Below are 21,797 nucleotides of genomic sequence, written 5' to 3' on the forward strand. Positions count from 1 at the left end.
CATTGGCTGGCGTGAAGGTGATGAACAAAGTCATAGGACTAGGTATGCCCATTCGCCAGAGGCTCAATTAACACCACGAACCATGATGGGAACTGGCTTATCTGCGATTGATTTGATCAACAAGGCCTCCTTTACATAAAGAAAATCAAAATAAAGACCTTTTATATAGATTGTGGCATGCCGTCTGTAACTGGATATGTAGGACTGATTTGGTATTATCTGATTTTGCCTGCTCTTCATCATACGCGAATGTTTGTTTTAAGATTGAATTTGAAGATGTTGATGTCCCCACTCAAGTATCTCAAGTACTTGCTCCCGAAACTCTCAGCAATTTAATAAAGACCTCTACATCTGTAGAAAATGGCATTCTGCATATAAGCTGTAAGTTCTTAAAAAAATATTTTCTTGCATTTCATCGAGCTGACAACGTTGCTGAGAGGACCATCATAAAATCATTGCTTACTGTTTTTATAAAAGAGTCTGTTGAATGTAATGACCATGAGGAGCTAGTTGAAAGTATTTTAGGTCATGTTTTTACTGATAATTATGGTAAAGAAGTGCATATGCTCACCGCACAATCCTTTCTGGATTACGTCAAAATGAGCTTACCTGAACCTTTAGTATTAGACCGTTTTGATGATGCCACCATTAAAATTGGGCTAGCATGGATGTCGAAAAGCCATACCGAGCCATGCTCTATCTACGGCAAAAATGAATGCACGCAATATTTACAAGACTTAACTTTGAATCTTTGGAAGGAAATCCAGTCATATTTGGGGTCTTTTAACAAGAAGGAGCTAATTAACTTCTTGCTTAAAAATTATACTGCTGTAGAAGCAGATATTGAGCATTGGCAGCGTACTTTCAAAGCCATGCTGGGACTCCATAATGATAAAGATGATGTATATTCAGTCGCATTGGAGCGAATTTCTTCAAATAATTCTGCACTTACGGGGTCTAGGATTCTTATTGAAATGGCTATCTGTGAATCCTTAGATGAAGGCGGAAAAGCTCCAAATCATCTGGATTTAACTAAGCTAATAACTTTTGCAACTGCAATTTTCCAATATGGTAATCTTTCAGATTCGATTATGTATGAGTTGGTTAAGCCCCATCTAAGGCTTTCCACATATGGTGATGTACAATTCGATCACACTGCGTATGACACAGTAGTAAATCCTTACGGTAAGTCCGTTCAAACAGTGATGATAGACCATGCTTCAAATAAATATGATGATCATTTCTCTGAACCAAAAGTTCATGAAAAGGTTGCCGGTCTACTTGGTCAAGAGTTCGAGACTGCTTGGCATGAAGAGTTTGGGGTATCTATCGATGAAGCCAGAAAAATCTTAGATGTTTTTGAAAATATTGGGATCGAAAAAAACAAAGCTGTCTATGAAATCTCATGCTCAGAGCTATTTTATCAATCGAATACTAGTGGTGTATCGGATGCTGCGTTGAAAGCTTTTATGGATAGATTTACCCTACCACAAAGATCCAGCTGGATGGCATTATCTTCAGGTTATCGTGTAAGCGATATTTCCCCATGGAGATATAGACGCAGGTTGTCATTGACAGCACGGCCATTAATAATACTTGGTGATAAGCTCGTTATAGCCCCAAGCTTAATACGAAGAGGGGTTTTGTATTGCTTATCCAATTCACTTGACGCAACTCTAGACGGCTCATTTTTCAACACCAAAGCGATGAAAAAATGGATTGGGGAGCAACGAAATAAGTCGGGGCACAGATTCAACCAAGAAGCTGCTGACAAATTTAGTAGCTTGGGTTGGAAAGTTGAGGCTGATGTGAAGGTCAGCAAGATTCTTAAAAAAAGAACCAAGAAAGACTTTGGAGATGTTGATGTGCTCGCATGGAACCCTTCAGAAAAAATTGTCTACCTCGTTGAATGCAAAGACCTAGAATTTGCCAAAACTCAAGGTGAAATAGCTAAACAAATATACGAATTTCGTGGTGTAGAGAAATCAGATGGCAAACCTGATCGCCTAAAGAAACACATGGATCGCTTCTTAGTATTGGATGAAAACATCGATAAGTTGAGGGATTACTTGAAGCTCGAATCTATAAACGAATTGAAAGTAATGTTGTTGTTTAGGCAGACCGTACCTGTTTCGTACGATAACGCTGACAGTGATATACCCGTTACAGTTTGTTTCTTTGACGAACTAAATGTCTAATTCAATGATCAAATAATTGACGTACCGTTGTATTGATTGAGTGAATTTGGTGGTTAGTCTATTCTAGATTTGCAATACCTGAACTTATGCGTGAGGAGCTAATTTAGCAAATTTGTCGACTCATTTATGTCCAGAAGTGAGCTGTATAGGCATACGCTCAAGTCACACTACACACCATATAATCAAAACGGCTAGAGCGTGTATAAGCCATTACACCTAAGAGCTTAAAGATAAGCGTGAGCGTTTCAATCAATCCAATCAAAGTCCTAGATTGACCTCTAGGACTTTGATAGCAATCTGCAACATCACCTTGCAAGGCGATGAGTTACACAACCTAACCGTATTAAGCTGCGACTATTCTTGGTTTTCCTGCCAGTTAACGGCCTTATCCGCTAACAATACCGGGATACCATCATCAATAGGGTAAACCAGACGGTCTGCTTTACAGATCAGCTGCTGGTGTTCTTTGTCATACTCCAGTTTGCCTTTACAAACCGGGCACGCCACTATGTCCAGAAGTTTTTTATCAAATGCCATCTGACTGTCCTTTCTATTTAGTCATGCTTGTTGCTCATTACTGAACGCACACATTCCAGTAATTGCGCTTCAAATGTTGCCGAGAATACCGCATCTACTGCCAAATACCACCACTGTGCGCCTGCAAATGTGCGACATTTAATGGCATCTTTTTCGGTCATCACAATGGGTTGCGAGGCAACCTGGGTAAAATCTTCAATATTGTAAGGATGATGATCCGCAAATACTATGGCCTGGCTCAGGGAATATCCTTGCCGTTGCAAGGTCTCAAAAAAACGTTGCGGATTGCCAATCCCCGCTAGCGCCACCACAGGTTGTGCGGTTGTTGGCGGCACTTGGTCAATGTCACTGGCAACAGGTTTTAACCCGGCAGGCTGCAATGTCATGGCAAAGTGCGCCGTGCTGTCTGCAAGCGCACCATTACACAACACAAAATCAGCGGTTTCTAAACGCCAAGCACCTTCCCGTAACGGCCCTGCGGGCAACAACATGCCATTGCCCAAACCACGGTTGGCATCCAGTACCACCAGTTCAATATCTCTGGCGAGTCGGTAATGCTGTAAGCCATCGTCGCTGATAATAATATCCACAATGGCTGATTGCAGTAGTAAGTGTGCACTAGCAATACGATCGGCGCCTACGGCCATGGGAACACCAGTACGGCGGACTATCATACAAGGCTCATCCCCTACATCTGCTGGTGTTGACGTGGCAGACACTAAACGTGAATGTCGTTGCTGGCTACCATAACCACGACTGATCACCCCAGGGCGATAGCCCTGACGCCTCAGCCACTCCACCAGATAGATCACCATAGGTGTTTTGCCACTGCCGCCGACAGTAATATTTCCGACAATAATGACGGGTACCGGTAACTTTACCTGTGTTTTAATACCAAGACGAAATGCCAGCCGCCGCAGACCACTGATAAGGGCAAACAACCAGGACAAGGGCCATAACAACCAACGCACCCAGTGCCGACCGTACCAGATCCGATTGACCCACGCTTCCATCTGCATCAGCTCCCAAACTGCATCTGATACAGTTTGGCGTACATGCCATCTAGCGCGAGTAGCGCCTTGTGGTTACCGCGCTCAACAATCTGACCTTGATCCACCACCAAAATTTCATCCGCATTTTCAATGGTAGATAACCGATGTGCAATCACGATTGAGGTGCGGTTACGGCGCAAATTATCCAGACCTTTCTGAATCGCTTTCTCTGATTCCGTATCCAGCGCCGAGGTAGCTTCATCTAGGATCAGCACTGGCGCATCGCGCAAAATCGCCCGGGCAATGGCGATACGTTGCCGCTGACCACCGGATAAGGTCACACCATTTTCACCAATTTCGGTATCCAGCCCGTGAGGCAGTTTTTCAATAAACTCCATGGCATAAGCCAGACGCGCCGCATCTTCTATCTGTTGTCTGGTAACTTCACCGGGATACGCATAAGCAATGTTGTTGGCAATGGTGTCATTGAATAACGTAACTTGCTGTGACACTAAAGCCACCTGACTGCGTAAACATTTAAGGGAATAGTCATAGATACTGACATCATCCAGCAGAATATCACCATTTTCCAGGCCGCTATAAAAACGCGTCAGCAAGCTGGCGATAGTGGATTTACCAGAGCCTGAACGCCCGACCAACGCCATTGTATGCCCTTGTGGCACATGAAAACTGACATGTTCCAGTGCTAGCTTGTCCTGGCTGGGATAGCCAAAGCTGACATTGCTAAAACGAACATCGCCCTGCACTCGCGCAACCTCATAACTGCCACTATCCTGCTCCGTTGGGGTATCCAACAGTTCAAAAACCGTGGTACAGGCCGCGATACCGCGCTGAAACTCAGCATTGATGCGGGTCAAATTTTTAATCGGCTGCAACATTGACAACATACAAGCCAACACTGTCGTAAAAATCCCGGCGGTTAACTCGCCACGTAAACTGTCAAGACTAGCGGCAAAGATCACTGCGCCCAGCGCAAAAGAGCCGATAATCATCACCAACGGTTGGCTGATAGCTTGAGTGGTTGCCAACTTCATATTCTGATAACGGTTAAAATCGTTAGCACTGGCAAACCGCTCGGCTTCGGTTTTCTGACCACCAAACGCCAGCACATTTTTATGGCCCTTGATCATCTGCTCAGTAACGGTAGTAACCGACCCCATAGCGTTTTGGATCTGCCGTGACACCTTGCGAAAACGGCGACTCACTATGGTGATCACCAAACCGATAGCCGGAGCAATCACCAAGATAAAAATCGAGAGTTTCCACGAGTAGTAAAACATGACGCCAATCATACCGATAACCGTGATGCCATCACGAACGATGGTGATCAGTGCATTGCCCGAAGCGCGAGCAATCTGCTCAGTATCATAGGTCACTTTAGAGATGAGATTGCCGGAATTCTGCTGATCCATAAAACTGACCGGCAGTTTGAGAATATGCTCAAACACCTGTTGCCGCATCTCCTGGATCACCTTGGTACTCATATAGGAAATGCCATACGTAGAAATGAAATTGCACACGCCACGCAAGAAAAATAGCCCCACAATAATAAACGGTGCCAGTGCCAACACATCATTACCAGACTGAAACCCATGCGTGGTCACCAGATCAGCGCCTACCGCAACGGAAGGTTTACTGGAAAACCCTTCGTCTACAAAGGGTTTGATAAAGGTCATAAAGGTGATATCAACGGCACCGTAGCCAAGTAGTCCCAGCACAGAGATAACAAACACCTTTTTCAGGTGCTGAACGTAGGAGATTAACCGCTTAAAGACTGTCCAGGTTTCGTGTTTTGGCGCACTGCTCATGGAGACTGTAACTTCACTAATATGGGCAAAGTCGGCATTCTACTCTGGATTGACGACGTTACCAAATCCAAACAAACGGTTATACCAATAGGGCGCTATTTGTTGGCGATAGCTATCAACATTAATGCCGCTATCATCGAAGTGAAAACTTACCTGCCCTTGCTCACCACTAACGAGCGATATGACATTTGCCAGTTGGTAACGCTCACGGATTTCCGGTCGCGGGAACTGCCAACGATTGTTGAGTCCGGCGGGGAATACAACCCACATAGGACTGACTGCTTTAATAAAATCAGTACTGGATGAAGTTTTACTGCCATGATGGGGTGCCAACATAATATCAGCGTTAATCGGCTTATCTTGTCGCAATAATGCAACTTCACCGGCTAATTCAATATCACCCGGCAATAACACTCGATGCTGATTATCCGCCACCAGCAACACACAGGAACCATCATTGCCACTTGCTGCGACTTCAGGACCTAACACTGTTAAGCTCAGAGCCCGCCACTGCCATTGTTTGGGACGGCAGCCTTGAGAAGCTGGCAAACCGCCAACATCAGTGATCAACTGACTATTGGGGAATGCATTGAGAATAACCGATGCGCCACCGGCATGATCGTTATCACCGTGGCTTATCACCAAGTAGTCCAGGTGTCTGACGCCGGCGGCGGCAAGAAACGGCAAAATCACCCGCTCAGCATAACTAAACCCAGAGGGAAAGGCCGCACCGGTATCGAATAACAGCGCCTGCGGCCCTTGCTGAACCACCACCGCCAAGCCTTGACCAACATCCAACACATGCAATTGCCAACCTTTTGCCGGCAGCCAGCCTTGCCATTGTGCAGTCTGGAATAACGCGGGCAACAACAGCAAGCATGGCAACCACAAAAAGCGTCGCCTAGGCCGCCAGTACCAGATTACCCCGCCGACCAGCACAAACATCAGGCTCAAAGTGAGCTGCCAAGGCAGCAATAACCAACTGCCCGGCAGATGGTCACTGAGTTGCCATAACCGATCTACTGGCCATAACGACCAATCTGCTAAGTGCCAGATAAACAGCTTGGCAGCAGACGTTGGCAACCACCATTGCAGAATTCCCCACGCCAACAAAGCTAACAAACTGAGGGGGATCACCACCACACTGAACCAAGGCACTAATAACAGATTGATCCAGAAGCTATGCAGGCTCACGCCTCCGAAAAGCAACGCTTGTACTAACGTCAATCCCAGACATAAACGCCACTGCACTCGCCAAAACTGACGACACCAGCGCCATAGTTTCTGATGCCAACTAGCATTGAACTGCGGCTCACTTCGATGCCACTCCAACAGGATCAGCGCCAAAGCCAAGAAAGAAAGCCAAACGCCGCCGCTGAGTGCGGCTAATGGGTCTAGCAGCAAGACACAGGTGAGCGCCCACAGCCAACGCTCCCAAGCAGATACCGAGCGCATTGACATATTAACCAACACCAGCGCCAACAGCATCAGTAACGACCGTTGCACCGGAATGCCAAAGCCAGCGAGCCAAGCGTAAACACCGGCCCCGGCTAACGCCAATAGCTGCGCCAACAGCAGATTACGTCGGCTTTGCACTGGCCAAAAGTGTAATAGCAGCCAGCGACTACTTACATATAACCATAAAGCGACGACCGACAGATGCAGCCCAGAAATCGCCACCAGGTGCCCCGTGCCAGTTTGCCTTAGCTGTTGCCAACGCTGTTCACTGATAAGACTGCGCTCACCCATGGTGAGCGCCAGTAAAATGTCCCCATTGTCAAAAGCTTGCAGAGTTGTTGCCAGCTGCTGCAGCAGTTGTGCTCGACCACCATCAACAGTTGCTAAACGGGTTGCCGCCTGAATGTTGCCTCTGGCGGTGATATGCTGGGCCAGTAATTGACGCTGCTGATTAAAACCGCCCAAATTCAGTACTGACGGGAACGCGCGCGGCCGAACCTCAAATGACCATAACTCCCCAACTTGCGGCAACGGGTGCCTATCTATGGCTGCCAAATGTTGCCGATCCCAACCCAATCGCCAGCGCCGTGGCGGCTTCCAGAAGCTTTGCGTCCGTGCTTCAGCAACTTCTATACTAATCCAGTCGCCATCGCCGCCAACCAGTGATATGATTTTTCCCCGCACAGTCAGGGGTGTCGTATGTCCCCGAAGCGATGAATACTCGTCCACTTCCCGCAACGACAACACACTATGGCAGTACAATATCATCCATAGTATTCCACCAAGTACGCCGCAAAGCAGCGTCTTGAGCGGGTGACGATGTTTGAGATGCCACAGTGCGCACAGGAGTAAAGCCCCTGCAATAATTAACTGTGATAATAGAGAGGATGGCATCTGCGGCCAGAAAACAGCCGAGATCAGAGCCAGGCAAAAGCCACTCAGTACGTAATTCATCAGCTAAGTTAAGACAGCAATCGAACCTTATGCCAAAGAAACTGATTAAAAAGTTCCTGCCCAAACCTGAAGTCCTGCGGGAACATAAATACCTGCGTGTTTTCGGTGATTTGCTGAATAACCCTAACCTATGGGCGCTGACGCGACGTTCAGCCCCCGGGGCCTTTGCCATTGGACTATTTGTGGCATGGGTGCCTATGCCATTCCAGATGGTGTTAGCCGCAGCGTTGGCGATTGCGTTTAATGTTAACCTGCCAGTTTCTGTCGCATTGGTGTGGATTACCAATCCGGTGACCATGCCGCCAATGTTTTATCTGGCATATCTAGCGGGTGCCAAGATACTGCATCATCCGCCAGAACAGTTTGCGTTTGAGTTGTCATGGAAATGGATAGAAGAATCGTTTTCCACCATTGCACCGCCGTTTTTCCTAGGGTGTTTCGTCTTTGGGGTGATAAGCGCGGTTGTAGGTTATGTGGTGGTGCGTAGCGCTTGGCAATATTCCATTTATATGCAATGGCAAAAACGCCGCAACAAATAGTCAATAGGCCGCTCTCGCGGCCTATGCTTTTAGTGGCGTTAGCGTGCGGCCAAGGCTTGTGCTGGCGCGATACGGCTGGCGCGATAGGCAGGATACAAGGTTGCCAGCAGGCTCATCATCAATGCCATTACCAACACCAGCAACACATCTGACAGTTCCAAACGTGACGGCAGAAAATCGATAAAATAGACATCGGCCGACAAAAATTTATGTCCGGTCAGCTGTTCGATAAACGCAGCAATCGCCGAGAGATTTTGCGCCAATAACACGCCGCACACAGTACCGAGCACGCAGCCAACAATGCCATTAAGGGCTCCCTGCACCACAAACACCGCCATCATCGCCCGACGACCAAATCCCATGGTCATCAGAATCGCAATCTCCGCCGCCTTGTCGCGCACGGCCATCACCAGCGTTGACACGATATTAAAACAAGCAACAGCAATGACCAACGCCAGCACCAGATACATCACGGTACGCACCATCTGGATGTCCTGATACAGGTGGCCCTGAGTCCGAGTCCAGTCACTGATATACAACATCTGCTGTTGTTGATAACCCAGTTCACGGATGAGCTTTGGCGCCTCAAATACCCGTGCTACTTTGATGCGTACAGCGGTCACGGCATCGCCCAGCCCCAGTAGTTTTTGTGCATAAGCTAACGGCACATAAGTATTGGCAAAGTCCAATTCGCCACCGACACTGAAACTACCGCTGATCACCAAGGTATGACTGCGAGCACGACCAATATCCGTCGCCGCGCCAGTGCCACGGGGGGGCGGCAGATAAAGCGTCACCGAATCGCCGACTTTCAGCCCGAGTTTTTTCAGTAAACCTTGCCCCATCACAATATGATTGCCATCGCCTTGCAGGCTTTGCCAACCCGGGGACAGATAATTACCCAAGGTCGAGACGTGCTGTTCCAGCGCTGGGTCGATACCCACCACCTGCACACCTGCAAAACCACCGGGTTTTTGCACCAGCCCTTGCATCTTCACCATAGGCGCCGCAGCGGTAATGCCGTGGATGGCACTCGCGTCGCTAAGCATCTGCCGCCAGTTGGCAATCGGTTGACCAGCAGACAACAACTCGCCTTGCGGCACGACCCCGAGCAAACGTTTTTCCAATTCGCTTTCAAAGCCATTCATCGCCGATAGCACTAGGATCAACACCGCCACCCCCAAGGCAATCCCTGCGGTGGAGGCAAAAGAGATAAAGCTGATAAAGCCACTGCGCTGCCGCGCCCGATAAAAACGCCAGCCAAGCAGTAAAGGCAGCGTCGACTTCATAGTGATGCCCCTGCCACACTCAGGCGACCATCCACCATTTGCAGTTGCCTATCCATCCTAGCCGCCAGTTGATGATCATGGGTGACCACCACAAAGGCAGTGCCCAATTGTGCTGCCAGTTCACGAATAAGCTCATAGACTGTTTCGCCGCTGTTAGCATCCAGATTCCCGGTCGGCTCGTCGGCCAACACAAGCTTAGGGTTATTAATGAGCGCCCGTGCAATCGCCACGCGCTGACGCTCGCCACCGGAAAGCTCCGACGGCAGATGCTGCAGCCGATGCTCCAGTCCGACCCGCGTTAACAACTGTTGGGCTTGCTGCTGCACATCGACTTTATTCCGCCCAGCAATCCAGCCTGGCATGCAGACATTTTCCAGTGCGGTAAATTCTGGCAACAGATGATGAAACTGATAGATAAACCCTAACTCCTGATTGCGGATCTGCGCTTGCCGCGCCGCCGACACTTGGTACAGCGTCTCACCATCGAGAATTACCTGACCGCCGCTGGGCTTATCCAGTGTACCTATGATATGCAGCAGGGTACTTTTGCCGGAGCCAGAACTGCCAACAATGGCAAGTTGCTCGCCGGCCTCAACGGTCAGTGACACGTCATGCAGCACCGGAGTACTGAGTTTGCCTTCCTGATAACTTTTGCTGACCCCAAGGACCTGCAGTAATGGCTGATTCTGCATCTGTTTTCTCTTAACTTGATTACTCATAACGGAGCACATTGGCGGGTTGAACTGCAGCCGCACGCAGTGCCGGGTACAGCGTTGCCAGTAACGTGATGATAACGGTACCGATAGCAATCATCAGCAATTGCTGCGGATTGATAATCACCGGCAACAACTGGCCGGCCCCAAGAATATTAATACCAACACCACTCAGCAGCGGATTAATATGTTCGGTGGCAACAATCCCCATTAGTAGGCCTAATGCCAAGCCCAACAAGGCATTCAATGACCCCTGCGACACAAATACCAGCATGATATCCGCCCGCCCTAACCCCTGGGTTTTAAGCACTGCCACATCGGCGGTCTTGTCCACTACCATCATCACCAGTGCCGAGACAATATTAAATGCCGCCACGGCGATGATCAGACTGAGCATCAACGACATCATATTTTTTTCCATCTTTACTGCCGCAAACAGATGACCATAATTATCCCGCCAGTCACTGACGGTAACCTTCAGTCCTTCACTCGCTAACAATTGCGCCACTTTAGGCGTAAGCTGCGGTGCTGCAAAAGGATCATCGAGAAACAAACGCAGATCCTGAATCGCATCAGGAGCTTTGCGTATCAAGCGTCGGGCATCGGCATAATACAGATAAGCAACATTGGCATCGACCTGCGAGCCCATTTCAAACACCCCGGCCACTTCAAAGGTGCGTTGGCTGGGCACCGGCCCTAAAGGCGAATACACTACACCATCACCGCTCAGCAACCGCACCTTATCGCCACTACTGACATTCAGTCGTCTGGCTAACTCGCCACCGAGCAGCACTTTGTAACTGCCACTCTGCAGCGCGTTATAGGCTTCTGGAAATGTATGATCAGCAACTGGTGACAACTGGCGGTCAGCATCAGGCAAAATACCATAGAGCTGCACCGCGCTGATATTGTCACTGGATTGTACCATCGCCTGCGTAGCAATAGACGGCGCGGCACCGCGTACGCCAGGTAAGGTCTTTAGCGTTGCCGCCAATTGTTGCCAGTGCACAATCGCTTGCTCACTATGAATTGTCAGCTGTGGCACTGCGCCCAAAATACGCTGCTTAAGCTGCCCTTCCAGACCATTCATCACTGAGCTAACAATGATCAATGCGGCGACCCCCAGGAAAATGCCACTGACCGCAAAGAAGGTAATAAAGGAAGCAAAGGCATTAGATTTGCGCGCCCGCCAGTAACGGTAACCGATAAAACAGGATAGGGCCGGATTCATGGGCAGAACAACGTCTCCTCAACTGCAGCGCGGTAAATCCGCAGCAGGCTTGCTAAATCATTGAAGTGGGCACGATAATAGGTGGATTGACCCGCTAAATACAAGAGGCTTCGCCTTGTTTCCAGAATCCAGTGGCTATTTCAGTGTTCCACACCCATTTGACGCTTACATCTCGTTATGGCCAGAAGACCAGGCATTGCCCGATGAAGATCAGCTACAAAGCATGAAATCCAAAGGCATGCAGTTAATGAGCGAAGTCAAGGCGTTGGAAGGTGACTGTCTGATCCATCTTAGACAATTGGGGGATGATGGCCGGGCCATAGTAGAATACTTGAAACTGCAATCCCGCAAAGTGGATCTGGTATTACAGCATCTGCTGGAACAGGAAGCCCGCGATGGCCAGCACTGCATCGGTCTGCAGTTTGGTGGTAGCGGTGTGCGTCTGCAAAGTGAGCAGGCACTACCGCGCAATGCGCAGGTAAAGCTGTTGTTGTTTGTCCGAGAAGAGATCCTTTCCGTACTGTGTCTTGCCAGAGTCAGTGATTGCCGGGAAGATCCCGATAATCCAGAACGCTACCTGCTGGATCTGGAGTACAGTGTCATTACCGAAGCCGAAGTGGAACAACTGGTCAAAGCCAGTCTGGTGGTGCAGCAAAAACAACTGAAGCAGCGCAAGAGCAGTCGCTAACGCCTCTGGTACTCACCGGCGCAAATCTCTACAATGTGCGCCATCTTTCAGAAACAAGCCTTTGCCGTTTCAATGACTGTTTTTTCTGTTCTGGCACCAGAAGGTGCCACTAAAGCCGGAGACATCCGCTATCTGGGCTTACCGGAAGGTGTTGCCCGCGCACTGACGTTAGCCGCGCTGGCAAGACAGCATGGCGCCATCAGTCTCTTGGTAACGCCAGATACGCCCACGGCGCTGACACTGGAAGCCGAACTGCGATATTTATTGGCAGACGACATGCCGGTATGGCTGTTCCCTGACAGGGAAACGCTACCCTATGACAGTTTTTCGCCACATCAGGACCTGATTTCGCAGCGGCTTGAAACCTTGTCGCGCCTGCCGGGCACCAAGCAGGCATTGGTGATTGTGCCGGTGACCACATTGATGGTCAGATTACCGCCGCAAGCATTCCTCAGTGCCAATGTAATGCTGCTGAAAAATGGCGACCATTACCCGTTACAAAAGATGCGCGAACATCTGGTAAACGCCGGATACCATCTGGTGGGTCAGGTGTATGAGCATGGTGAATTTGCCATCCGCGGCTCCATTCTAGATATTTTCCCTATGGGCTCGCCCGCACCGTTGCGCATCGAACTGTTTGATGACGAAGTGGAATCTATCCGTTACTTCGATGCCGATACCCAGTTGTCGCAAGATCCAGTCAATGAAATCCGCATGTTACCTGCACGCGAATTTCCAACCGATGATGCCGCGATTGAAGGCTTCCGTCTGCGTTACCGCCGCTATTTCGAAGTGGTGGTCAAAGAACCGGAATCGGTATATCAGCAAGTGAGTCGACACCTGATGCCAGCGGGCATCGAAAACTATCTACCGTTGTTCTTTGATGAAACCGCTAATCTGTTCGATTATCTGGGGGGCGAGATACAGTTACTCACCATCGGCGATTTGCAAAGCGCCGCCGATGAACATCTGACACAAGTGCAGCACCGCTATGAAGACCGTAAAGTTGATCCATTGCGGCCACTGCTGGCACCTAAAGATCTGTATCTGTTAACCGATCAGTTGTTCAGCAGCTTCAAACAACTGCCGCGCGTCCAATTGGATGGAGTCACCGATCACAAGCATCAGTGGCACGCTGCCCTCAAGCCGTTGCCGGATTTAACCGTTAATCATAAACAAAAACAGCCGTTAGCCGCCTTGAGTGCCTTTGTGGCGCAAACGCCCAAAGTTTTATTCAGCGCAGAAACGGAAGGCCGCCGAGAAGCCTTGTTGGAGCTGTTGGCCACGATTGATCTTAAACCGCAGTTATTTAGCAGTATCAAGGCGTTTCTCAATAGCCCAGACCCTATCGGGTTGATGGTGTCGCCATTATCACTCGGTTGTCAGTTGCAGCAACCGGCCTTAAGCATCATCTGCGAAACCGAATTGTTTGGCATGCGTATCGCGCAGCAACGACGCCGCGAGAAACAGCGTCAGATAAGCCAAGATGTGCTGATACGCGATCTAGCGGAGTTAAAAGTCGGCCAACCGATTGTGCACCTTGAACACGGCGTAGCCTTGTATCAAGGGCTGGAAACCCTTGACGCCGGCGGCATGGTTGCGGAATATCTGAAGTTGGAATATGCCGGTGGTGACAAACTGTATGTGCCGGTAGCATCGTTGCACCTTATCAGCCGTTATACCGTTGGCCCGGATCAGCAACCTGGACTCAATAAACTCGGCAACGATACGTGGGACAAAGCTCGAAAAAAAGCCATTGAACGGATCCGTGACGTGGCGGCGGAATTGCTGGATATTTACGCACGCAGGCAATCGCGTCCAGGCGTTGCCGTTGCACTCGACCAACAGGATTATGCACTGTTTGCCCAGAGTTTTCCGTTTGAAGAAACCGTTGACCAAGAAACGGCTATCGATGCGGTGCTGAGCGATATGCAATCGCCGATGGCGATGGATCGGCTGGTATGCGGTGACGTTGGCTTTGGTAAAACCGAAGTTGCCATGCGTGCCGCTTTTGTAGCAGTGAATGCAGGTAAACAAGTGGTGGTGTTAGTGCCCACTACCTTGCTGGCACAGCAACACTACGAAAATTTCAAAGACAGATTTGCCGATTGGCCGGTGCGGATAGAGGTGATGTCACGTTTCCGTACCGCTAAAGAGCAACAGCAAGTGATTGACGCGCTGGCTGAAGGCAAGGTGGATATCGTCATCGGCACCCATAAACTGCTCAATACAGACGTGCGTTTTGAAGATCTCGGCCTGCTAGTGATCGATGAAGAACACCGTTTCGGCGTGCGCCAAAAAGAGAAAATCAAGGCACTCAGGGCCAATGTGGACATTCTGACACTCACAGCAACGCCCATCCCACGCACACTTAACATGGCAATGTCGGGCATGCGCGATTTGTCGATTATTGCGACGCCACCCGCTAAACGGCTGGCGGTTAAAACCTTTGTCCGCGAATACGATAAAAATACCGTACGCGAAGCGATTCAGCGTGAAATTCTCCGTGGTGGTCAGGTTTATTTCCTGCACAACAATGTGGAAACCATTGAAAAAGCCGCTGCCGATATCCGTGAGTTAGTGCCACAGGCTCGAGTAGTGGTGGCTCACGGACAGATGCGGGAACGGGACTTGGAACGAGTGATGTCCGATTTCTACCACCGCCGTTACAATGTGCTGGTGTGTACCACCATCATCGAAACCGGTATCGACGTTCCCAGTGCCAACACCATCATCATTGAACGCGCCGATATGTTCGGACTGGCGCAGCTGCACCAGTTGCGTGGCCGCGTGGGACGTTCCCACCACCAGGCTTATGCTTATTTGATGACACCGCATTCAAAACGGATGACCACAGACGCCCGCAAGCGTCTGGAAGCGATTGACGCTTTGGAAGATCTGGGGGCCGGGTTCATGCTGGCAACCCAAGATTTGGAAATTCGTGGTGCAGGTGAACTCCTCGGTGAAGAGCAAAGCGGCCATATTTCTAAAATTGGCTTCAGCCTTTACATGGATATGCTGGAATCCGCCGTCAATGCCTTGAAGCAAGGCAAAGAACCGTCACTGGCACAGATGCTCAACGAGCAGTGCGAAATTGACCTGCGGATACCAGCGCTGTTACCGGAAGATTATGTTGGCGATGTCAACATTCGCTTGTCACTCTATAAACGCATCGCCAACTGTCGCAGCGAAGCCGCCTTAGACGAGCTGAAAGTAGAACTGATCGACCGCTTTGGCCTGTTACCAGAAGCTACTCGCAACCTGATGCAGTTGACGCTGTTGAAGCATCAGGCGACTGGACTTGGCATCAAGAAACTGGAAATGCACGGTCGTGGTGGCAGTCTGGAGTTTCGCGATGATCATCGGATTGATCCGGGATTCATTATCGGCTTACTGCAATCACAACCACAAATCTATCGAATGGACGGCCCGAATAAGTTAAAGTTCACGTTGGCGACTGAAAGCAGCAAGCAACGGTTAGAAATGGCCGAATTATTGCTGCAACAGTTGGCACAACACACAGTGGGAGACAGATAGTGTTTGCAAAATTTATGCTGGCAACGCTGGCCGCATTGACATTGAGCCCCCTGGTTCAAGCGGCGCAATATCCTTGGTACGAAGTGGAAATCTACATTTTTGAACGCCAGACACAAACCGATGAGCATTGGCCAGATAGCCCACTGGAACTAAAAACCACTAATGCATTGGATCTGCTGACACCGCAAGTTGCTAGTGATATCACCGGCGTCAGTATGGCGATGGGGGATTGTGGTAACAGCAACTGGAATACCATTGGCACCAGCAGCGGTGATAATTCAGCGACATCACCACAACCACCCTGCCATGGGTTGGAAAGCGCCAAAACCCTGGTTATACCGAAAGTTATGCCCGTAAATGTGTTGCCGAAGGACGAGCAAAGTGCCAACTTACAAACGGCGATTCTTGAAGGTGCCGATAAGGCCCGTTTTGGTGAAATGATAGCAAAACTGCAGCGTCAGGCCGGTGTACAACCACTGTTGCATATCACTTGGCGCCAAGAAATGAAGCCAAGGCGACAAGCACAACCCTTACATCTATTTGCTGGGCAGGATTTCGCTACACGCTTTCAGGCCAACGGTCTGCCTATCAGTGAACAACCGCTGAACCAGAGCAGCTTCGACGGTTTTAACAATTTAATGTCTCCAGAAAAATCTGCAGCCGTTTGGCAATTTGACGGTTTGCTCAATATCTATCTAAGCCATTATCTATACGTCGAGACCCGGTTCAATTTACGCCAACCAGGGCGGAAGAGTATTTCAATTGAAGGCCAGCCTGCCACAGTAATGCCTTATCTTTACAGCCTGCCCATGGAACAGAATCGACGAATTCGCAGCACCGAAATCCATTATTTCGATCACCCGGCAATGGGCATGATTTTGCAGGTAAGACGGATCCAGCAGTCAGATGACGCTGAGTCACAGGAACCAGAATTGCAGGAAACAGAGGCCGATCAACCGCAAACTCCGGCAGCAGATACATCGCCAGCCACTAACAGTATTCCGCCACAAACACGTTAAACCGTGATGGAAAAATCGAGGTAGATTTCATCTGCCTCGTCCTCTTCCACAAAGACACTGTCAACTTTGGCGTTAGCTGGTCCGGTTTCGCACCAGTGGATTAGTTGATCCACTGCCGGGAACGCTCCTTGCGCGAGGATTTCTACTGCGCCGTCATCTCGATTACTCACATAGCCGGTAACCCCAAGCGCGTTAGCTTTCTGCAATGCCGAATAGCGAAAGCCAACCCCCTGGACCTTGCCTCTGATGGTGATCATTACCCTTTTCATACCACCGATTCCCCTTTGCTATTGCTCTTATAAATCAAGCACTCCGATTGAAAAAAAGCAAAGTCAAAAAGTGATGGATGACAAATTGTGAACACCGCTACCCGTTAAACAGGCAAAATCGGTCACTCAGTGACGATGGGACTAGTGGTCACTCACGATTTGAGGCTCCAATGTCACCACTCACGGCTGCTTCTTGAAAGCCTTGATGGCGACCATGTGACTGGAGAGTGACGGAAACTTATGTGATTGCTGTTTATCCCAGATCACCTCGTAATATTGTCGCAACAGCGCATCGCTGCGGCAACTGTCCAGCACTTCGTCGTGAACAGATAACAGACACAATGCCCGTCCGCGATTTTTGCTGCGAAAATCCTTAACGCATTTTTGAGCGATGTCCACATATTCTTCTGGTCGGTCAATTTTCCCAGGCATGTTTTCTTCAGGCCAGAGATTAGGATTGACCAGCACGGTTTTAATCCCCGCCAAAAAGCCAATGCGTTCCGCCCAGAACCCGCCCAATCCAACACCTAGCAGCAAGGGCTGTTTATCATCTGTCAACTTCAGCTGTTTGCATACTTCGTTCAACAAATGCTGCATATCATGTTTGGGATATAGTGTGCTGTAACTCAGCAGTCGCACATCATCATCAATAAACTGCAACTGTCTGACTTTTTCATAATTGCCGGGACTGGTCGCGTCAAAGCCGTGTAGATACAAAATCATTGTTGCTGTTCCCTATGCAGGCATGTGCTGTATTCAAACTAACTAATCTTTGTGCAACTTTTCTTGTGCCAGGTCAAATTATTAGGGATGAAGCCTCGCCGCCAATGCCGATGCACTCAGCCAGCGCGATTCATTTTGCAAGGCATCAAGCAGCCGCCCTTGGTCCGGTCTCAGACGCGCCAGCATATCATTCGCTGACACTGGCCAAACAAAGTCTTGCAGCAGCGTTCTGGCCCCCTCCGGTTCATTACACACCAGTACCATATCACAGCCAGCAGCAATAGCGGCCGTTGCCCGTTGCCGAAAATCCCCAGCAAACGCCGCGCCCTTCATCCCGAGGTCATCGGAAAAAATGACGCCGTTGAACTGCAACTGTTGCCGTAACACTTGCTGCAACCAAAAATGAGAAAAGCCAGCAGGCTTAGCGTCCGCCTGTGGGTAAATCACATGCGCGGGCATAATGCCCTGTAACGCGCCTTCGGCAATCAGTGTTTTAAAAGGCTGCAGATCGTTGGCTGCAATCTCCGACAACGCTCGATTATCAACAGCCTGAGCATGGTGAGTATCGGCAGCGACACTGCCATGTCCGGGGAAGTGCTTCCCTACGGCGGCCATCCCGGAGTCCTGCATTCCAGCAACAAAACTGCGTGCCAATGCAGTAACAGTCGCCGCATCGCTGGCAAAAGCACGTTTACCTATCACTTCGCTGATGCCATCCAAGTCCAGTACCGGAGCAAAACTCAAGTCAATATCGCAGGCCAATAGCTCTACTGCCATCAGAAAACCGAGTTCTTTCGCCCAGTTGAGCGCTTGTGTCATATCTTGGGCGGCAGGCAGAATATTGCCCATGGCCGGGATCTGACTAAATCCGTCACGAAAACGCTGCACTCGACCGCCCTCGTGATCGACGGCAATGATCAGTTCCGGCCGCAATTGTCTAACGGAACGCACCAGTTCAATTAATTGTTCGCGGCTCTGATAATTGCGGCTAAACAGGATCAATCCGCCAACAGCAGGGTGCTGCAGCACTTCGAATTCATCCCCTTGTAACTGGGTTCCGGCCACATCCAGCATCAGATAACTCATGCATTTTCCTTATTAAATTTATTCTGTGTGGGTGCAATCCCTATATGCAGGATATTCAGCCAGTCTCTGACTATACTCAATACCCAACGTAATTATAAGTAACCCTAAAACAGCTAATGCGAATCTATAATGATAAAAATAACTAATGATATAGCTGCCGGAAAGTGTGGGATACTGAAGCTAATATCTGGTCAGCATTGCTGCCAAGATTACCTGTAAATTTCACTGGGTGCGAGAGTGGCACGCAGGAAGTACAACAATAGCGAGCACTATCAGGGTTTATTACATGATCAGCGTATTCGACATGTTCAAAATTGGTATCGGTCCGTCTAGCTCCCATACCGTGGGGCCGATGAAAGCGGGCAAATTCTTTATCGAAAGACTCGACCGTGAAGGCCTGTTAACCACAACCGATGAACTGCGGGCAGAACTGTTTGGCTCTTTGGGACAGACGGGTAAAGGCCATGGTACGGGGAAAGCCGTCATTCTCGGTTTAATGGGTGAAGATCCCGAAACGGTTGATACCGACGGAGTTGATGCCATTCTGCAACAGGTAAATGATAGCGAATTGTTACAACTGGCCGATGGTCGCCATGTCAAATTTACCCGCGAAGCTGGCATTACCTATCACCGGCGTAAAACCCTGCCAGCCCATGCCAATGCGATGACCCTTTCCGCATGGCAAGATGGTACTTGTTTGTGCCAGCGAACTTATTATTCCGTGGGTGGCGGTTTTATCCTCAACGAGGAGGAAATTCAACAGCAGGATGCTTCACCAGCTACGCCATTGCCCAAAGTCCCTTATGACTTTGATAGTGCCAGTCAGTTAGTGAATTTATGTCTGGATAACGGTCTGAGTATCTCATCGCTGATGCTGACTAACGAACTGACGATGCGACCGGAAGCCGAGGTTAAGGCAAAACTGTGGCATATCTGGCAGACAATGAAACACTGTGTTGAGAAAGGGTGTCGCAAGGAAGGCATTCTTCCCGGTGGACTGAAGCTACGCCGCCGTGCCCCCGCCCTGTATCGTCGCCTCAAGGCCGAAAGCAAAAATACCATAGACCCATTAAATGCGATGGACTGGGTAGACCTATTCGCGATGGCCGTTAACGAACAAAATGCTGCCGGAGAGCGCGTGGTCACGGCGCCAACCAATGGCGCGGCGGGGATCATCCCGGCGGTGCTATGCTATTATGACACCTTTGTCGAGCCAGTTGACGAAGATAGCTGTGCGCGCTTTTTGCTAACGGCGGCGGCGATTGGCATCCTCTACAAGAAAAATGCCTCTATCTCCGGTGCCGAAGTAGGTTGTCAAGGAGAAGTGGGCGTTGCCTGTTCCATGGCAGCAGCAGCACTGACCGAAATTATGGGTGGCACTGTGGAACATGTAGAAAATGCCGCCGAAATTGGGATGGAACATAACCTTGGTCTGACCTGCGATCCCGTAGGCGGCTTAGTTCAAGTGCCTTGTATTGAGCGTAATGCCATGGGGGCAGTCAAAGCCATTAACGCATCACGACTGGCACTGCGTGGGGATGGAAATCATAAGGTGTCACTGGACAAAGTGATTAAGACCATGATGGATACTGGCAAAGATATGCGTAGCAAGTATAAGGAAACTGCCAGAGGCGGACTTGCCGTTAATATCGTGGAATGTTGATGCGCTATCCGCTTGTCCCGTCCTTAGATAGGTTGACAGTTTTCAGGCCAGCTCCAGTAGCTGGCCTTATTACGTTTGCTTAACCGTTAAACTTAGCGCACAGGCAGCTCTATGTTAGCGAACATCTCTTCAATCAGTTGCGCATCTTTCAAAGCTTCGGCTTTTTCCACTACATCTCGAGTCAAATGAGGTGCAAAATGGCGGATAAAATCATACATATATCCTCTCAAGAAGTTACCTTTGCGGAAGCCAATCTTAGTGGTGCTATGGGCAAACAAGTGGCTGGCATCAATTGCCACCAAATCACTGTCAATCACCGGATCTACCGCCATGGAAGCGATAATGCCCACACCTAATCCTAAACGGACATAGGTTTTCAGCACATCCGCACTGGTAGCACTGAAGACCACCCGCGGTTCAATGCCCGCTCGCTTAAAGCCTTTTTCAATTTCTGATGCTTTGTCAAACCCAAACACATAGGTGACTAACGGGAACCGCCCTAACTCTTCAATAGTAATATGACTGCGTGACGCCAGAGGATGGTTCTTCTGGACTACCACCGAACGATTCCAGTGATAGCATGGCAACATGATTAAGTCGGTATACAGATGCATCGCTTCCGTGGCAATAGCAAAATCAGCAATGCCGTGGGCCGCAGACTCACTGATCTGCGCCGGGCTGCCCTGATGCATATGCAGGTTAACTTTGGGGTAACGCGCAATAAACTGCTGGATGATCTTCGGTAAGGCGTAACGGGCTTGGGTATCAGTGGTTGCCAAGTTAAGGTCACCCTGATCTGGCTTGGTGTACTCTTCTGATACCTTTTTAATACTTTCAACTTTCCCGAGAATGTCATTGGCAATACGGATGACCTGTTCACCAGCGGGCGTCACATGGGTTAGATGCTTGCCACTGCGGCCAAAAATCTGAATGCCTAACTCATCCTCCAGCATACGCACCTGTTTGCTGATCCCAGGCTGTGACGTGTAAAGATTTTCAGCGGTGGCAGAAACATTCAGGTTATGGTTAACCACTTCGGCAATATAGCGCAATTGCTGCAGCTTCATGTTGA

General features: G+C 49.4%; 16 protein-coding genes and 1 pseudogene. 6 read left to right on the forward strand and 11 right to left on the reverse strand.

What is annotated here, in order from left to right:
- Positions 1–161 precede the first annotated feature (161 nt).
- Positions 162–2,198, forward strand: a pseudogene (locus tag IE064_RS07950) (anti-phage protein Upx-like protein); the annotation flags it as partial.
- A 354-nt stretch (positions 2,199–2,552) separates the two neighbouring features.
- Here IE064_RS07950 and IE064_RS07955 read toward each other — a convergent pair.
- From IE064_RS07955 to IE064_RS07970, 4 genes are read right to left on the reverse strand one after another with little or no spacing between them, the layout of a single operon-like run.
- Positions 2,553–2,735, reverse strand: a complete 183-nt coding sequence (locus IE064_RS07955; RefSeq protein ID WP_189617384.1) for a Trm112 family protein — start codon at positions 2,733–2,735, stop codon at positions 2,553–2,555.
- Positions 2,736–2,752: 17 nt separating this feature from the next.
- The gene (gene lpxK, locus IE064_RS07960; RefSeq protein ID WP_189617385.1) at positions 2,753–3,748 is read right to left on the reverse strand and encodes a tetraacyldisaccharide 4'-kinase; all 996 of its coding nucleotides are present in this window, start codon (positions 3,746–3,748) and stop codon (positions 2,753–2,755) included.
- 5 nt (positions 3,749–3,753) lie between these two features.
- Positions 3,754–5,556, reverse strand: a complete 1,803-nt coding sequence (gene msbA / locus IE064_RS07965; protein ID WP_133038716.1) for a lipid A export permease/ATP-binding protein MsbA — start codon at positions 5,554–5,556, stop codon at positions 3,754–3,756.
- Positions 5,557–5,595: 39 nt separating this feature from the next.
- Positions 5,596–7,968: a DNA internalization-related competence protein ComEC/Rec2 gene (locus tag IE064_RS07970; protein WP_308427311.1), complete on the reverse strand. Its 2,373-nt coding sequence runs from the start codon at positions 7,966–7,968 to the stop codon at positions 5,596–5,598.
- A 29-nt stretch (positions 7,969–7,997) separates the two neighbouring features.
- Here IE064_RS07970 and IE064_RS07975 point away from each other — a divergent pair, with 29 nt between their 5' ends.
- Positions 7,998–8,507, forward strand: a complete 510-nt coding sequence (locus IE064_RS07975; RefSeq protein ID WP_133038714.1) for a DUF2062 domain-containing protein — start codon at positions 7,998–8,000, stop codon at positions 8,505–8,507.
- A gap of 38 nt (positions 8,508–8,545) precedes the next feature.
- On the opposite strand, the gene lolE is transcribed toward IE064_RS07975, so the two are convergent.
- Genes lolE through IE064_RS07990 form a run of 3 tightly spaced genes read right to left on the reverse strand, consistent with a single transcriptional unit; the run spans position 8,546 to position 11,740 of the window.
- Positions 8,546–9,796, reverse strand: a complete 1,251-nt coding sequence (lolE, locus tag IE064_RS07980) for a lipoprotein-releasing ABC transporter permease subunit LolE (RefSeq protein WP_189617387.1) — start codon at positions 9,794–9,796, stop codon at positions 8,546–8,548.
- A complete protein-coding gene (gene lolD, locus IE064_RS07985; RefSeq protein ID WP_189617388.1) occupies positions 9,793–10,515 on the reverse strand; it encodes a lipoprotein-releasing ABC transporter ATP-binding protein LolD in 723 nt (240 codons plus the stop codon). The genes lolE and lolD overlap by 4 nt, the downstream gene beginning before the upstream one ends.
- Complete coding sequence (locus tag IE064_RS07990) at positions 10,508–11,740, reverse strand: lipoprotein-releasing ABC transporter permease subunit (protein ID WP_189617389.1); 1,233 nt, start codon at positions 11,738–11,740, stop codon at positions 10,508–10,510. The genes lolD and IE064_RS07990 overlap by 8 nt, the downstream gene beginning before the upstream one ends.
- Positions 11,741–11,855: 115 nt before the next feature.
- Here IE064_RS07990 and IE064_RS07995 point away from each other — a divergent pair, with 115 nt between their 5' ends.
- From IE064_RS07995 to IE064_RS08005, 3 genes are all read left to right on the forward strand, one after another.
- Positions 11,856–12,428 (forward strand): hypothetical protein, encoded by a 573-nt coding sequence (locus IE064_RS07995; protein WP_133038710.1) that lies wholly within the window; start codon positions 11,856–11,858, stop codon positions 12,426–12,428.
- Positions 12,429–12,500: 72 nt separating this feature from the next.
- On the forward strand, positions 12,501–15,965 hold the full coding sequence (gene mfd, locus IE064_RS08000; RefSeq protein WP_189617390.1) for a transcription-repair coupling factor: 3,465 nt from the start codon (positions 12,501–12,503) through the stop codon (positions 15,963–15,965).
- Complete coding sequence (locus IE064_RS08005; RefSeq protein WP_189617391.1) at positions 15,965–16,984, forward strand: CsiV family protein; 1,020 nt, start codon at positions 15,965–15,967, stop codon at positions 16,982–16,984. The genes mfd and IE064_RS08005 overlap by 1 nt, the downstream gene beginning before the upstream one ends.
- Here the strand turns inward: IE064_RS08005 and IE064_RS08010 are convergent.
- From IE064_RS08010 to nagZ, 3 genes are all read right to left on the reverse strand, one after another.
- A complete protein-coding gene (locus IE064_RS08010) occupies positions 16,981–17,253 on the reverse strand; it encodes an acylphosphatase (RefSeq protein ID WP_133038707.1) in 273 nt (90 codons plus the stop codon). The two genes, IE064_RS08005 and IE064_RS08010, sit on opposite strands and share 4 nt — an antisense overlap.
- Before the next feature lie 180 nt (positions 17,254–17,433).
- Positions 17,434–17,976, reverse strand: a complete 543-nt coding sequence (gene ycfP / locus IE064_RS08015) for an alpha/beta hydrolase YcfP (RefSeq protein ID WP_189617392.1) — start codon at positions 17,974–17,976, stop codon at positions 17,434–17,436.
- Between the two features lie 81 nt (positions 17,977–18,057).
- The gene (nagZ, locus tag IE064_RS08020; RefSeq protein WP_189617393.1) at positions 18,058–19,062 is read right to left on the reverse strand and encodes a beta-N-acetylhexosaminidase; all 1,005 of its coding nucleotides are present in this window, start codon (positions 19,060–19,062) and stop codon (positions 18,058–18,060) included.
- 286 nt (positions 19,063–19,348) lie between these two features.
- Here nagZ and IE064_RS08025 point away from each other — a divergent pair, with 286 nt between their 5' ends.
- Positions 19,349–20,725: an L-serine ammonia-lyase gene (locus IE064_RS08025; protein ID WP_133038704.1), complete on the forward strand. Its 1,377-nt coding sequence runs from the start codon at positions 19,349–19,351 to the stop codon at positions 20,723–20,725.
- A gap of 92 nt (positions 20,726–20,817) precedes the next feature.
- Here the strand turns inward: IE064_RS08025 and cysB are convergent, their stop codons facing one another.
- Positions 20,818–21,792 (reverse strand): HTH-type transcriptional regulator CysB, encoded by a 975-nt coding sequence (gene cysB, locus IE064_RS08030; protein ID WP_189617394.1) that lies wholly within the window; start codon positions 21,790–21,792, stop codon positions 20,818–20,820.
- Between the last annotated feature and the right edge of the window lie 5 nt (positions 21,793–21,797).

Origin of the sequence: Shewanella fodinae (genome assembly GCF_014651955.1) — a bacterium.
GTDB classification, from domain to species: Bacteria; Pseudomonadota; Gammaproteobacteria; order Enterobacterales; family Shewanellaceae; genus Shewanella; species Shewanella fodinae.